Here is a 13,953-nt window from a genome sequence, read left to right on the forward strand (position 1 = left end):
CGGGCGTCACCAAGAGACCGCGACGTACTTGGACTCGGTGTACTCCAGCAGCCCTTCGTGCCCGCCCTCGCGGCCGAGCCCGCTCTGCTTCACGCCGCCGAACGGAGCGGCCGGCTCGGAGACCAGGCCGCGGTTGAGCCCGACCATGCCCGACTCCAGTGCCTCCGAAAGCCGCAGGCCGCGGGCGAGATCACCGGTGTACACGTAGGACACCAGGCCGTGCTCGGTGTCGTTGGCCAGCCGGACGACCTCGTCCTCGCTGTCGAACGTGACGATCGGCGCCACCGGGCCGAAGATCTCCTCCGCGAGCACGGGCGCGCCCGCCGGGACGTCGGCCAGGACGGTCGCCGGGTAGTAGAACCCCGTGCCCTCCGGCCGTTTCCCGCCGACCAGCACGCGGGCGCCGGCGCCGACCGTGCCGTCGACCAGTTCGGTCACCTTGTCCACGGCGGCCTCGTTCACGAGCGGGCCGAGCTCGACCCCGGTGTCAGTGCCGGCCCCGACGCGCAGCGCGCCCATCCGCTCGGCCAGCCGCCGGCCGAACTCGGCGGCCACGCCGCGCTGCACGAAGAACCGGTTGGCGGCCGTGCAGGCCTGGCCGCCGTTGCGCATCTTGGCGACCATCGCGCCGTCCACCGCCGCGTCGAGGTCGGCGTCGTCGAAGACCAGGAACGGCGCGTTGCCGCCCAGCTCCATCGACGTGCTCACCACGGTGTCGGCCGCCTCGTGCAGCAGCGCGCGGCCGACCTCCGTCGACCCGGTGAACGACAGCTTCCGCACGCGCGCGTCGTGGACCATGGCCCCGACGACCTTGCCGGACCGCGTGGACGGCACCACGTTCACCGTGCCCGCCGGCGCGCCGGCCTCTTCGAGGATCGCGGCGATCGCGAGCGCGGTGAGCGGGGTCTCCGACGCCGGCTTCAGGATCACGGTGCAGCCGGCGCCGAGCGCGGGCGCGATCTTGCGCGTGGCCATCGCGGCCGGGAAGTTCCATGGCGTCACCAGCACGCTCACGCCGATCGGCTGCCGCAACACCAGGATGCGGTTGGCGCCGCCCGGCGCGGTCTGCACGGTGCCCGCCACGCGCACGGTTTCCTCGGCGTACCACCGAAAGAACTCGGCGGCGTAGTTCACCTCGCCGCGCGCGTCGGGCAGCGCCTTGCCGTTCTCACGCACAATCAGCTCGGCGAGCTCCTCGGCGCGGTCGTGCATGAGCGTGAACGCGCGGTGCAGCACGTCGGCCCGGGCTCGGGGCGCGGTCGCGCCCCACGCGGGCAACGCCGCGGCGGCGGCCGCGACGGCGGCCAGGCCGTCCTCGACGCTGCCGTTCGCGACCGTGGTGATGGGCTCGGCCGTGGCCGGGTCGATCACGGTGATGCGGGACCCGTCGGACGAGGGCCGCCACTCACCGCCGATGAACAACTCTTCGGGGACCTTCACGGTGACTCCTCAGTACGGGTTGGCGACGAACAGGTCCTGCGCCGGGAACTTCGTCAGCACCTCGACGCCGGTCTCGGTGACCACGACTTCCTCTTCGATGCGCGCGGCGGAGAACCCGTCGGTGGCCGGGCAGTAGGTCTCGAGCGCGAACACCATCCCGGGGCGGATCTCGACCGGGTTGCCGAGGCTGTTGAGCCGGGAGATGATCGGCCGTTCGTGCAGGCCAAGCCCGAGGCCGTGGCCGAACTGCAGGCCGAACGCGGCCATCTCGCTCGCGAAGCCGAACTCGGTCGCGGCGGGCCACACGCGGGCGACGTCGTCGGTCCCGATCCCCGGCTTCACGGCTTCGATCGCCGCGTCCATCCATTCGCGCGCCTGCCGGTAGGCGCCGCGCTGCACATCGGTGGCACTGCCGACGCTGAACGTGCGGTAGTAACACGTCCGATAGCCGTTGTAGGACTGGATGATGTCGAGGAACGCCTGATCGCCGGGCCGGATGAGCCGGTCGGAGAAGTTGTGCGGGTGCGGGTTGCACCGCTCCCCCGACACCGCGTTGATCGCCTCGACCGGGTCGGAACCCATTTCGTAGAGCCGTTTGTTGGCCAGCGCGACGATTTCGTTCTCGCGCGCGCCGGGCTTGAGCGCCTCGACGATGTCCTGGTACACGCCGTCGACCATCGCCGCCGCCTGCGAGAGCAACGTGATCTCGTCGGACGACTTGATCTCCCGCGCGTCGAGCATCGCCTGCTGCGCGTCGACCACCGTGAGGCCTTGGCGCTGCATCTCGAACAGGAACGGCGGCTCCACGATGTCCACGCCCACCGGCGAATCCGCGACGCCGGCCTGCGTGAGCAGGTCCTTGATCTGCGTGACGGCGTCACGCATCAGGCCCGCCTCGGGCGAGATCGCGCCGCGCAGGCCGAGCATGCCGGCGCGGCAGTTCTCCGGCTCGAGCCACGGCGAGTACAGCTGGTGGTGCTTCGCGGCGGAACCGAAGTCCCACAGCATCGGCTCGCCGTCGCGGGTCAGCAGCGCGTAGCGGGTCATCTTGTCGCCGAGCGCGCCGCCGATCCACGTCTGCGTGGTGTAGCGGATGTTGTAGAAGTCGAACAGCAGGAACGCACCGCACTCGCCCGCGTCGAGCGAGGCCCGTGCCCGGGCGAGGCGGTAGTCGCGCAGCCGCGCGAAATCCACGCGCTCCTCGAAGTCGACGGCGTTGTGGCCCGGGGCCGGGATCGGCCGCCCGTCAGACATCGGTGGGCTCCAGACCGTCGGAGACCTCGGCGTTCTCGGACACCAGCGTGATACCGGACCGGCGCGCCTGCTCCTCGATCAGCACGGCGAAGTCCTGCTCCACCAGTCCGGCGCCGATCGCACCGGCCACGATCTGCGCGGTCGCCGAAGCCACCGGCATCGGCGCGTCCAGCTCGCGCGCGGCGGCGAGGCCGAGGTCAAAGTCCTTGCGCAGCAACGGCATCGTGAACGTCGGCGTGAAGTCCAGGTTGACCAGCGCCGGCGTCTTGTAGCGGGAGAAGACCGAACCCATGACGGAGTCGTTGAGGAAGGTCATGAACGCCTCGCGCGTCACGCCGCCCTTCTCCGCCAGCACCGTGATCTCGGCCAGCGACTGGATCACCACGCCGAGGAAGACGTTGTGGCAGATCTTCACCAGCCGCGCCACCTCGTCCTCGCCGACGTAGGTCACGCCGCGGCCGAGGGTGTCGAGCATCGGGCGCACCTCGTCGAACACCGCGCGCGGCCCCGAGACGGCGAGCGTCAGCTTGCCCGAGCTCACGACCTTCGGGTTGCCGCTCACGGGCGCCGCCAGCAGCTCGGTGCCGCGCTTGGCCGCCTCCACGCGCACGGTGGCCGAGGCCTCGGCGGAGACCGTGGAGGAGTCGATCACGACCTTCGGCGCCTTCGCCGGGTCCGTGAACAGGCCGCCCTCACCCGAGGTCACGGTCTGCAGGTCGGCCGAGGCAGAGACCATGGTGAACACCACGTCCCGCCCGGCGAGGTCCACCGGCTGGTCCGCGACGGTCGCGCCGGCAGCGACCAGCTCTTCGGCCTTGGCCCGCGTGCGGTTGTAGACGGCGACGTCGTAGCCGGCCGCGAGCAGCCGGCGCACGAGCGCCGCACCCATGCGGCCGGCACCGATCCAGCCGATCGTGGGTCGGTCGGTCAGGGTCACCATGGTAGATACCTCCGAGTGTTTGCAATCGTTTGCAATCATCATGCGACGCCAGTTAGAATCCGTCAAGTAGTGAAAAGAAAGCCGAGCTGCGAACGTCCGCAGCCGGCAGCGCCGAAACGGCTGTGAGACTACGAAAGGCGGCACCGGGGTGCGTTCGATCCAGCTGGGCACGTTCAGCCCGTCGGTCCTCCTGTCGGTCGCCGCCGCCACCGGCGCGCTCTCCGAGGCCGGGCTCGAGGTCACGGAGGTGCCGGCGAAGACGTCGGCCCACCAGTTCGAGGACCTGTTCGAAGGCCGCCTCGACGCCGCGTTCACCAACCCGGACAACGTGCTGGCCTACCGCTGCGCCCCCGGCAACCCGCTCGGCCGGACCGGCGACGTGCGCGTCCTCGGAGCGGTCGACCGCGGCCTCGGGCTGGGCCTGTTCACCGCAACCGGCCTCGCCGTACCCGAGCGTGGCAGCCGGCTCGGCGTCGACGTGCCCGGTTCGGGCTTCGCGTTCATCGCGTTCGAGCTCCTGGCGCGCGCCGGCCTGGTCCGCGACACCGACTACGAGGTCGTCAGCCTCGGCTCCACCCCGAAACGCGCGCGGGCCCTGGTCGAGGGCGCCGTGGACACCACCGTGCTCAACGCCGGCAACGACCTCGTCGCCGAAGCCCAGGGTGCCCGGCGCGTCGCGTCGGTCACCGAGATCGGCCCGTACGCCGGGACTGTCCTGTGCGCCACCGCCGACGGGATCGCCGCGCACCGCGACGCACTCGCCGCCCTGCTCACGGTCACCTCGGCCGTGGCACGGGAGCTCGCGGCGGGCCGGCACCAGGAAGTCGCACTGGCCGCGGTGACCGACCGCCTCGGCCTCACCGGCACGAGCGCCGAGCGCCACCTGGCGATCCTCATCGATCCCGCGGTGGGCCTGGTCCCCGACGCCCGCCTGACCCGCGCCGAGCTCGACACCGTCGTCTCCCTGCGCAACCGGCACTCCCGCGCCGGGACGCCGGTCACCGCGGAGGAGGCACTGCGGAGCGGCCTCGTCGACTCCTCACTGCTTCCCCGATCCGGCGAATGACTGCGATCGCGGTCGAGGACGAACTTCATCACGCCGCGCGTCTCGCCGACGATCTTCGACCGCGGCATGGCGGCGATGTCGACCACGGCCTTCTCCACGACCTTCACCGGCAGCCCGCGCTCCACGGCCTCGCGTTCGGTGAGGCCCACGCGCGAGAGCGCCGGGCTCATGAACACCGTGTACGGAATGTACTTCCGGTCCTTTGTGGACCGCTTGCCGCCACCGAGGAGCTGGTCGGCCACGATGCGGTAGTCGTCGAGCCAGATGTAGGTGAACTGCGGGCCGCCGTTGACGTCGCCGATCGCGAAGATGTGCGGCTGGCTGGTGCGCAGGTGCTCGTCGACCTCGACGGCACCGGTCGCGGTGGTGCGCACGCCGGCGCGGGCGAGGCTCAGGCCCTCGGTGGCGGGCGTGCGCCCGGTCGCGGCCAGCACGTCGTCGGCCGCGAGCGTGTGCGGCTCGCCGTCGATCTCGTAGGTGATCTCCACCCCGTTGTCGATGTCGCGTACGCCGGTCACGTGGGCGTCGGAGACGAACTCGACCCCGGCCCCGCGCAGGATGCCGGTGGCCGCCGCGGCGATGTCCTCGTCCTCGCGGGGCATGATCCGCGGCGCGGCGTCGAGCACCGTGACAGCGCTGCCGAACTGGGCGTAGGTCGAGGCGAACTCCACGCCCACGTACCCGCCGCCGAGGATCGCGAGGCGCTGGGGCAGGTGGTCGAGGTCGATCAGGTCGGTGCTGGTCAGCAGCCGGGTGCTCTCGCGCAGGCCCGGGATGGCCGGGACCGTCGGCACGGCGCCGGTGTTGATCACGATCGTCTCCGCCGTCACGCGCAGGACGTCCTCCCCCGCGGCGACCCGCATGGTCTTGGGGTCGAGAAACGTCGGCTTGCCGGTGATCACGGTGACGGTGTCGATCGTGTCGAGCATGGCGAAGTTCTTGCCCCGCATCGCAGTGGTGAGCGCGCGCGTGGCCTCGACCGCCCTGCGGTGGCGCTCGGGCGGGGTGCCGGTGCCGGGGTGCTCGGCGTGGTGGACGAGCGACTTGGTGGGCACGCAGCCGATGTTGATGCAGGTGCCGCCGTACATCGGCGCGGACTGCTCGATCATCGCGACGCGCTTGCCGAGGTTCCCCAGCGCCGCGGCCAGCGTCTTGCCGCCCTTGCCGAAGCCGATGACCACCAGGTCGAAGTGCATGTCGTCCATACGGTCCAGCATTCGCCTCCCGAAGAGGCTCGACTACGCATGAAAAGATCAATTTTCGCCGTGCCCCAGTCCTTGTAGAAGATCTCGGTGCCGTCGGCGGTGGTGATCGTCGGCATGGGTGGTCTCCGTTCGTTCGGCGGCCCGGCTTCCGGGCCCGCCCTGGTTGACGGGGACCATCGTCGCCGGACCGGGACCGGCACAGCGCCAGACAGATGACTGTGCCGGTGACGGTGACCGTCCGCTGAGGGCCGCGCCGGCGTACCGGCCCGGGAGCGAACGCGGGAGCCCGAACGCCGGGAACACGCTGTTCTCGAAGCGGCTCATCGCGCAGATCCGGTCACCTCTCAGAGTCAGGACGTAGAGGCCGGTGCCGTGGCGGACGCCGTCCGGGGTGCGCAGGTACGCGCCGAACGCGGGCTGGCCGTTGGCGCGCGTCGGCACAAGGTCGAAGCGGCGGCCCGCGCCGAACAGGCTCGCACAGAAGTGTGCCACGACGTCGCGGGCTTCGTACTCGAAAGGCAGCGGCGGCATCGACATGAACGCGTCGTCGGTCAGCAGCGTCACCAGCGCGTCGATGTCGGCGGCCTCGTACGCGCTGACGAACCTCGCCACGAGCGCGTCCTCGGCGGGCGAGCCGGCGGCGGGAGCGGGTTCGGTGACGGCCGGCCGCCGGCGAGGCAGGCCGGCGCGCGCTCGTTTCAGGGCGCTCTTGACCGAGTCGACGGTCGTGTCCAGCATGCCGGCCACCTCGGCGGCGGGGAACCCGAGCACGTCACGCAGGATCAGGACGGCCAGCTGGCGCGGCGGCAATGCCTGCAGGGCGGTCACGAAGGCCAGGGAGATCGACTCGGTCTGGTCGTAGCGGGCTTCCGGGCCGAGCGGCACGGCGATCGCGCCTTCGAGGAGGGCGTCGGGGTACGGCTCGAGCCACACGACCTCGCCGAGCCGCGTGGGTTCCGGCGGTTCGACGCCGGGGATGTCCCATTCCTTGGCCGGGCGGCGCTTGGCCGCGCGCAGGGCGCTGAGGCACCGGTTGGTGGCGATCCGGTAGAGCCAGGTGCGGATCGAGGCGCGGCCGTCGAACCCGCTCAGGCCCCGCCAGGCGGACAGCAGCGTGTCCTGCAGCGCGTCCTCGGCGTCCTGGAACGAGCCGAGCATCCGGTAACAGTGCACCTGCAGCTCGCGGCGGTGCGGTTCGGTCAGCGCCCGGAAAGCCTCGCCGTCGCCGCCCCGCGCCCGGCTGATCAGGTCGGTCCTCGCCCGTTCCATGGCCACCTCTCTCCGGTCGGCGTTCTCATCCTGTCTCGACGCCGGCCGGGGCGTGAAGGGGGCGGTGCGCCTCTTTTCCGGATCCCGCGGCGTCGGTATCCCCGACAGCCGAGAACAAGGGAGAACGGCCATGGGAAAGATCGTCATCAGTGAGAACGTCTCGCTCGACGGAGTCATCCAGGATCCGACCGGCGAAGACGGCCTCGGGCGCGGCAGCTGGTTCAAGTGCGTCGGGGACGCGGACCGGGAAGCGTGGGCGAAGGTCGAGTTCGAAGAGGCGGTGAGCGCCGCCGCCCTGCTGATGGGGCGACGCACCTACGCGTGGTTCGTCGCGCGGGGCTGGGGGTCCCGCGACGGCGCCTGGGCCGACCGGTTGCGCGAGCTGCCGAAGTACGTCGTCTCCTCCTCGGCCCTCGACGGTCCGGAGTGGACCAACTCCACGGTCCTGAAGGCCGAGGAAGTCCCGAATCTCAAACAGGAGGTGGACGGAGACGTCGTCGTCTACGGCAGCGGCCTGCTGGCGCACGCACTGGCCGGGCATGACCTCGTCGACGAGCTGCGCCTGATGACCTACCCGGTCGTGATCGGCGCGGGCGAACGGCTCTTCGGCGAGACGAGCGGGGTGAAACCGATGCGGCTCGTGGCCACGAGGACCGTCGGTGAAAGCCTCGTTCACCTCACCTACCGGCCGGCCTGACGTTTTTGTCGGTGGTAGCGAACAGAATGGGCGAAGCCACTTGAGCCGACCGGGAGGATCGTCATGGCTTCCACGCACCATCGCCTGGACTACACGGAGTTCGGCGTGACCGACCTCGACCGCGCGACGGCGTTCTACCGCGACGCGTTCGGCTGGGGCTTCAACGCCTACGGGCCCGGGTACGCCGGCATCCGGGCCGATCCGGGCGAGGCGTACCCGGAGGTCGGCGGCTTCCGCGTCGACGACGCGATCGCCCCGGGCGGGCCGCTGTGCATCCTGTATTCGGACGACCTGGGTGCGAGCGAAACATCCGTCGTCGCGGCGGGCGGCACGATCGTCGAACCGGCCTACGACTTCCCGGGCGGGCGGCGGTTCCACTTCCGGGATCCGGAAGGCAACGTGCTCGCCGTGTGGTCGGCTTCGTAGCTTCACGGCGCCGGATCGCCTTGCCCGTGCCGGGGCAAGGCGGGTCCGGTCACGCCCGCGCGGCGCTCAGCCCCACTGGTACTTGAGGAACTTCCCGTCGAGCGTCACGACCACGCGCTCGCCACCCGGGTCCTCGCGGCGGCCGACGTCGATCTTGAAGTTGATCGCGCTCATGATGCCGTCGCCGAACTGCTCGTGGATCAGTTCCTTGATGGTGGGGCCGTACACCTGCAGGACCTCGTAGAAGCGGTAGATGGTCGGGTCGGTCGGCACGGCCTCCTCGAGCGCGCCGCGCGTCGGCTGGAGCTGCAGCGCCTGCGCGACGTCCTCGCCCAGCTCCAGGATCGCGACGGCCTTCCCGGCTTTGTCCGCGGGAACCGGGTGCTGCCCGAGCAGCGCCGACGTCGTCCACGCCAAGGGGGCGTCGAGGGCGTCGGCGATTTCGGCCCAGGTGAGCCCCAGCCGGACCTTGGCCTCGAGCACCGCGTCAGCGGCCTGCTTCTTGGTGGTCATGCGATCGAGCGTAAGGGCCCGATCGCGCGGGAGCCATCAGTTCTTGTTTCGTGCTCACTGTCTTTTTCCATGAGCCCATAGGATCGGTGTATCAAGCCCGTAACCGAATTGCACCGTCCTCAGGCCGGTTCGCCCGGCACCAGGTCGGTGACGCGGTCCGGTTGCTGGTGACCGGCTTCGCGCACGACTGCGAACGTCGCGCCCTCGTCGTTTTCGCCGGCGAACGACGCCGCGTAGGCACGACCGTAAGCGAGGTCGACGATTCCGTCGCTCTCACCCCAGACGACGGCCACCGGCAGGCGCACCGATTCGAGCCGAGCGCGCAGTTCGGGGTCGGCTTCGCCGAGATGTCGGTGATCGGCTGCCCGTCGACGGTGTGCCGACCACGTTCAGGAGCACGACCCGCTGCGTGCCGGCCACTTGTTCGTCGACACCCATCTGCACGGCGATCCAGCCACCCAGCGAGTTGCCGACGACGAGGACGTCCTCGAGGTCGAGCTTCGCCGGCAGCTGCCGGAAAAGGTGCGCCAGAGCGGGTACGTCGTGAACGCCGTCGACCGGCGGTGTCTCGTCGAACCCGGGCAGGACCGGGGCGAGAACCCGCGCGCCCCGCCCGGCGAGCGCGGTGGTGAGGCCGGAGACGGAAGCCGGGCCGGCACCGCCGTGGAGCGGCAGGACCGGACACCCGGTACCGCGGTCCTCAACCCGGACCGTGCCGTCGCAGAGCCGGACCTCCCTGGTCTCCGAGGGGGGCCGGGGTCGTCGCCGGCGTAGGTGGTCGCGAGTCCGTGCGGGTACCGCGCCATGATCTCGACGGTCTCGTCGGCGGTCACCGGCCGTCCCGCCCGCGTGGCGAACTCGCGCAGGTCGCGGAAGTACCGAACGTACAGTCCGGGGTGAACGTGTTGGCACGACCGCGGGCTCGTCGCCCGGGTTCGCGAACGCATGCGGCGCGCCCGGCGGCACCAGCACGAGGCTGCCGGCCGGAGCGTCATGGGTCTGCTAACCCACGGTGAACTGGACCGTCCCGTGCACGACGTAAAACCCCTCGTCGTGATGCACGTGGCGGTGCTGCGGCGGTCCGTCGACGTGCGGGGCCACCACGATCTCGGCGAGCCCCAGCCGGTGGCCAGTGGTGCTGCCGTCCTCCAGGATCCGCAGCTGGATCGGCACCGTGAGGGCGACCTCGCCCTCGTCCGGCCCCACGATCTTGACGCGGGCCATGAACTCCCCTCGTGAGAGTCAACTTTCACGACGACGGCAGACCCTCACTTGAGCTTCGTGCAAGTCCCTCTCACGAAGCCGCGCGGCCGGTGCGAAGGTCGTCGCCTACCTGGCGCAAGGCGGCGACCACACCCTCGGCTTCCGCGCCGCGCATCGGCGGGAACACGGCGATCGTCCGGCGGCCCGGCCAGTTCGGGTCGTCGACGCCGACGGTGACCACGCCGGCCGGGATGGACAGGGCAGCGACCTCGGGCATCAGGCACACGCCCAGCCCGGCGGCGACCAGGCCGAGCCGCGCCGGCCAGCCGCGCACGGCGTGGCCGATCACGGGCTCGGTGAGCGTCGGCCAGGCACGGAACTGCGGGTCGTCACCGCCGCCCGGGCCGGCGATCCAGGCCTCGCCCGCGAGCTCGGCCACGGGGACCACGTCGACGCCGGCCAGCCGATGACCGGAAGGCACCGCGACACACAGACCGCCGGCCGACACGAGCTCGTGGTCGAGCCCGGCCAGGTCGTAGTCCGGCAGCCCGGCGCCCACGCCGAGCACGGCCACGTCCAGCCGCCGGGCGCGCAGGTGCCGCAGCAGCGTGGGCGTCGCCGCTTCGGTCAGCGCCACCTCCAGGCCCGGGTGCTCGCTGCGCAGCCGCGCGACGGCCCGGGGCACGAGCACGGCCGTCGCCGACGGGTACGCACCCAGCCGGACGCGGCCGGCGAGCCGGTCGTCCAGGCCCGCGAGGTCCTGTTCCAGCGCCCGCATCCCGGCCAGGATCCGCCCCGCGTGCTCGACCACGACGGCGCCGGCCGCGCTGACCCGCACGCCGCGTCCCTCGCGGACGAACAGCGCCTGCCCGGCCGCCGCCTCCATCGCGGCCACCTGGCGCGAGATCGCCGGCTGCGAGTACCCCAGCAGCCGCGCGGCGGCGGTGAACGATCCGCTCAACGCGATCTCCCGGACGACCCGCAATCCCGCCACGGTCAGCTCACTCATGCACAAACCGTATCGCTACGATCCAGAACTCTCATCGCCCGTATGGATTTTTCGCTCCGCACAACGGGTTCTCCCCAGCATGGACACCACACCGAACAGCAAGACCTGGTTCGTGACCGGAGCGTCGCGCGGGATGGGCCGCGAGCTCGTGGAGCAGGTGCTCGCACGCGGCGACCGCGTCGCGGCCACCCTTCGCCGCCCGGAGCAGCTCGACGACCTCGCCGCCCGCCACGGCGAACGCCTGTGGGTACGCGCGCTGGACGTCACGGACACCGCGCAACTGCGCGCTGTCGTCGACGAAGCGTTCGCCGCGTTCGGGCGCATCGACGTGGTCGTTTCCAACGCCGGCTACGGCGTGTTCGCCACCGCCGAGGACCTCACCGACGCGCAGATCGACCGCATGATCGCCACCAACCTCACCGGCTCGATCCAGCTCGCCCGCGCGGTCGTGCCGCACCTGCGCGCCCAGGGCGGCGGCCGGCTGCTGCAGCTGTCGAGCATGGGCGGACACCTCGCGTTCCCCGCGTTTTCGCTCTACCACACCACGAAATGGGCCATCGAAGGATTCTTCGAGGCGCTGGCCGAGGAGGTTGCGCCGTTCGGCATCGACACCACGCTGATCGAGCCAGGCATGGTCCGCACGGGCTTCTTCGACGCCGCCGACCGCGTGCCGGTCAGCGCCCCGTACCGCGGCGGGCCGGCCGACCAGGAGCCGATCCCCGTGTCGGAGATGACGAACAGTCAGGAGAACACGATCGCCGCCGTCGTGCGCGCGGCGGTTTCGGCGCACCCGCCGCGCCGCCTCGTGCTGGGTTCGGACGCCTGGCAGCTCATGACCACCGCGCTGCGGCAGCGGCTGGCCGACGTCGAATCCCAGCACGCCAACGCCGCCACGGCCGACGCCGTGCCCGCGCGCCGCTGACCCGGCTCCTGCAAGTCCGCTCTCGTCATGAGAGCGGACTTGCTACCGCGGCCGGATGCTGAACCCGGACGCCGGCGGCCGCGTGAACCCGAAGCGGCGCACCCGCACCGCGATCCTCGCCGCCGCCACCGACCTGGTCCGCGCCGGCCACGCGGTGACCATGCCGGACGTCGCGAAAGCCGCCCAGGTCTCCGAGGCCACCGCCTACCGCTACTTCCCGGACCTGGCCAGCCTGATGCGGGAAACCGTCGCGGAGACCCTGTTGGACCCGGCCGAGGCCCTGGCGCCGGTCGCCGACTCAGCCGACCCGTCGTCCGGATCGCCACCGCGACCGAGCACCTCCTGCGCCACGTGCTGACCCACGAAGGCGCCGTGCGCGCCATCATCGCGGCCACCGTCACGCGCCCGGCCGACGCCACCGCCCGCCCGGGTCTGCGCTTCGCCTCATCGACCACGCGCTCGCCCCGCCGGCGCAGTTGAAGGACCTTTCCCCCGCGGCCCTGGCCCAGCTCAAACGCGACCTCGCCGTCGTGATCAGCGCCGAGGCGCTGTTCGGCCTGACCCACCTCCACGGCCTCGCGGCGGACGGCGCCGTGCGCAGCGTCGTCCACACCGCGACCACGCTCACTCGGCCCCGGTCAGGGTCTTCGGCAGCCGCACGGCCGCGACGGTGCCCGCGGCGGCGGTGAGCGTGATCAAGCCGAACACGACGCCGAACGCCAGCGTGGGCCGGGCGGCCAACCCGGCGAGGATCGCACCCGTCGCCGCGACGCCCGCGACCGCGCCCACCTGCCGCACCGTGTTGAACAGCCCCGAAGCCGCGCCCGCCGCCGACGGGGCGACCGACGCCATCGCGGTGACCGACAGCGGCGCCCAGGCCAGGGCGTTGGCCGCGCCGAGCACTGCGGCTCCGGCCGCGACCCACCACGGGTTCAGGTGCAGCACGACCACCAGGCCCACGATGAGCAAGCTCGCTGTCAGCAGCACCATGCCCGCCACCGCCGGCCGGCGCGGACCGATGCGATCGACCCAGCGGCCCGTCCACGGGGACAGGACCATCGCCACGACGGCGTCCGGCGCGAGGACCGCCGCGCCCTCGATGGGGCCGAACCCGCGCACGTCCTGCACGTAGAGCATGGTCGGCAGGGCCATCGCGAGCACCGTCGCGCCGAGCGCCGCCATCGCCAGGCTGGCCGCGGAATACCCGGGCAAGCGGTAAAGCTCCAGCGGCGCAAGGGCTTCCTCGCCTTGGCCGCGTTCGCGGCGCCAGAAGAAGACCAGCAGAACGGCGGACAAGGCCAGCGCGAGCAGGGACAGCGAAGCCCACGACAGCAGCGCCCACACGAGCAGGCTCAGCCCCGCCGTGCTCGCCACCGCGCCCGGGGCGTCGAACCGCGTGGCGCGCCCGGGACTGCCGGGAATCAGGCGCAGGCCGAGCAGCAGCGCGACACCGCAGAGCGGCACGTTGACCCAGAAGATCCAGCGCCAGTCGAGCATCGCGGTCAGCAGGCCGCCCGCAACGGGCCCGAGCAGGGTGCCCGCCGCCGCGACCGAACCCCACACGCCGAGGGCGCGCCCGCGTTCGTCCTCGGCGAAGAGCCGCCGGATCAACGTGAGCGGCTGCGGCGCCATCGCCGCCGCGGCCAGTCCTTGCAGGATCCGGAACGCGATCAGCCAGCCGACCGAAGGCGACAGTGAGCACAAGGCCGACGCGACCCCGAAGCCCGCCATCCCGAACAGGTACACGCGCTTGGTGTCGAAGCGGTCACCGAGCCGCCCGAACACCAGCAGCGGCACCGAAAACGCGAGCAAGTAGCCGGCCGTCACCCAGAACAACCCGGCCACGCCGGGCTTCAGCTCGGCCTGGATCGCCGGGCTCGCCACCGCCACGATGGTCGTGTCGAGCAGGATCACGAAGAACCCCGCGAGCAAAGCCGTGAGGCCGCCCCATTTGCCGGTCATGCCACCGTTCCCGTGTCTCCCCCGAGAGCGCGAGAGTCGCAGGCGAG

At 71.6% G+C, this 13,953-nt stretch carries 16 protein-coding genes and 1 pseudogene; 6 read left to right on the plus strand and 11 right to left on the minus strand.

Going from position 1 to position 13,953, the window contains the following annotated elements:
- Positions 1-6 precede the first annotated feature (6 nt).
- From AB0M56_RS39455 to AB0M56_RS39465, 3 genes are read right to left on the minus strand one after another with little or no spacing between them, the layout of a single operon-like run.
- Positions 7-1,440 (minus strand): NAD-dependent succinate-semialdehyde dehydrogenase, encoded by a 1,434-nt coding sequence (locus tag AB0M56_RS39455; RefSeq protein ID WP_364185887.1) that lies wholly within the window; start codon positions 1,438-1,440, stop codon positions 7-9.
- 9 nt (positions 1,441-1,449) lie between these two features.
- Positions 1,450-2,694 (minus strand): M24 family metallopeptidase, encoded by a 1,245-nt coding sequence (locus tag AB0M56_RS39460; RefSeq protein ID WP_364185889.1) that lies wholly within the window; start codon positions 2,692-2,694, stop codon positions 1,450-1,452.
- Complete coding sequence (locus AB0M56_RS39465) at positions 2,687-3,676, minus strand: NAD(P)-dependent oxidoreductase (RefSeq protein ID WP_364185891.1); 990 nt, start codon at positions 3,674-3,676, stop codon at positions 2,687-2,689. The genes AB0M56_RS39460 and AB0M56_RS39465 overlap by 8 nt, the downstream gene beginning before the upstream one ends.
- 205 nt (positions 3,677-3,881) lie before the next feature.
- Here AB0M56_RS39465 and AB0M56_RS39470 point away from each other — a divergent pair, with 205 nt between their 5' ends.
- Positions 3,882-4,700: an ABC transporter substrate-binding protein gene (locus AB0M56_RS39470; protein ID WP_364185993.1), complete on the plus strand. Its 819-nt coding sequence runs from the start codon at positions 3,882-3,884 to the stop codon at positions 4,698-4,700.
- Positions 4,701-4,717: 17 nt separating this feature from the next.
- Here the strand turns inward: AB0M56_RS39470 and AB0M56_RS39475 are convergent.
- Together AB0M56_RS39475 and AB0M56_RS39480 are read right to left on the minus strand one after the other, a co-directional pair.
- Positions 4,718-5,917: pseudogene (locus AB0M56_RS39475) on the minus strand (FAD-dependent oxidoreductase); the annotation flags it as partial.
- A 36-nt stretch (positions 5,918-5,953) separates the two neighbouring features.
- The gene (locus AB0M56_RS39480) at positions 5,954-7,174 is read right to left on the minus strand and encodes a sigma-70 family RNA polymerase sigma factor (protein ID WP_364185893.1); all 1,221 of its coding nucleotides are present in this window, start codon (positions 7,172-7,174) and stop codon (positions 5,954-5,956) included.
- Positions 7,175-7,304: 130 nt separating this feature from the next.
- On the opposite strand from AB0M56_RS39480, the gene AB0M56_RS39485 reads away from it, so the two are divergent.
- The gene (locus AB0M56_RS39485; protein ID WP_364185895.1) at positions 7,305-7,871 is read left to right on the plus strand and encodes a dihydrofolate reductase family protein; all 567 of its coding nucleotides are present in this window, start codon (positions 7,305-7,307) and stop codon (positions 7,869-7,871) included.
- A gap of 63 nt (positions 7,872-7,934) precedes the next feature.
- Positions 7,935-8,297: a VOC family protein gene (locus AB0M56_RS39490; protein ID WP_364185897.1), complete on the plus strand. Its 363-nt coding sequence runs from the start codon at positions 7,935-7,937 to the stop codon at positions 8,295-8,297.
- 66 nt (positions 8,298-8,363) lie between these two features.
- Here AB0M56_RS39490 and cynS read toward each other — a convergent pair whose 3' ends face one another.
- The 5 genes from cynS to AB0M56_RS39515 all read right to left on the minus strand — a co-directional run bounded on the left by cynS (position 8,364) and on the right by AB0M56_RS39515 (position 11,022).
- Entirely contained in the window at positions 8,364-8,810 is a 447-nt protein-coding gene (gene cynS, locus AB0M56_RS39495) for a cyanase (RefSeq protein ID WP_364185899.1), read from the minus strand.
- Between the two features lie 119 nt (positions 8,811-8,929).
- On the minus strand, positions 8,930-9,115 hold the full coding sequence (locus tag AB0M56_RS39500) for a hypothetical protein (RefSeq protein ID WP_364185901.1): 186 nt from the start codon (positions 9,113-9,115) through the stop codon (positions 8,930-8,932).
- Positions 9,084-9,782, minus strand: a complete 699-nt coding sequence (locus AB0M56_RS39505) for an alpha/beta fold hydrolase (protein ID WP_364185903.1) — start codon at positions 9,780-9,782, stop codon at positions 9,084-9,086. The genes AB0M56_RS39500 and AB0M56_RS39505 overlap by 32 nt, the downstream gene beginning before the upstream one ends.
- Before the next feature lie 30 nt (positions 9,783-9,812).
- Positions 9,813-10,034 carry a hypothetical protein gene (locus tag AB0M56_RS39510; RefSeq protein WP_364185905.1) on the minus strand — a complete coding sequence of 74 codons (222 nt, stop codon included), beginning with the start codon at positions 10,032-10,034 and terminating at the stop codon, positions 9,813-9,815.
- Between the two features lie 70 nt (positions 10,035-10,104).
- Positions 10,105-11,022 (minus strand): LysR substrate-binding domain-containing protein, encoded by a 918-nt coding sequence (locus AB0M56_RS39515; RefSeq protein ID WP_364185907.1) that lies wholly within the window; start codon positions 11,020-11,022, stop codon positions 10,105-10,107.
- A gap of 79 nt (positions 11,023-11,101) precedes the next feature.
- Between AB0M56_RS39515 and AB0M56_RS39520 the strand changes: the two genes are divergently transcribed.
- From AB0M56_RS39520 to AB0M56_RS39530, 3 genes are read left to right on the plus strand one after another with little or no spacing between them, the layout of a single operon-like run.
- Entirely contained in the window at positions 11,102-11,944 is an 843-nt protein-coding gene (locus tag AB0M56_RS39520; RefSeq protein ID WP_364185909.1) for an SDR family oxidoreductase, read from the plus strand.
- 55 nt (positions 11,945-11,999) lie between these two features.
- Complete coding sequence (locus tag AB0M56_RS39525) at positions 12,000-12,302, plus strand: TetR/AcrR family transcriptional regulator (protein ID WP_364185911.1); 303 nt, start codon at positions 12,000-12,002, stop codon at positions 12,300-12,302.
- Entirely contained in the window at positions 12,296-12,424 is a 129-nt protein-coding gene (locus tag AB0M56_RS39530; protein WP_364185912.1) for a hypothetical protein, read from the plus strand. The genes AB0M56_RS39525 and AB0M56_RS39530 overlap by 7 nt, the downstream gene beginning before the upstream one ends.
- Before the next feature lie 144 nt (positions 12,425-12,568).
- Here the strand turns inward: AB0M56_RS39530 and AB0M56_RS39535 are convergent, their stop codons facing one another.
- Positions 12,569-13,906: an MFS transporter gene (locus tag AB0M56_RS39535; protein ID WP_364185913.1), complete on the minus strand. Its 1,338-nt coding sequence runs from the start codon at positions 13,904-13,906 to the stop codon at positions 12,569-12,571.
- Between the last annotated feature and the right edge of the window lie 47 nt (positions 13,907-13,953).

Source organism: Amycolatopsis sp. NPDC051372 (genome assembly GCF_040682095.1).
Classification (GTDB): domain Bacteria; phylum Actinomycetota; class Actinomycetes; order Mycobacteriales; family Pseudonocardiaceae; genus Amycolatopsis.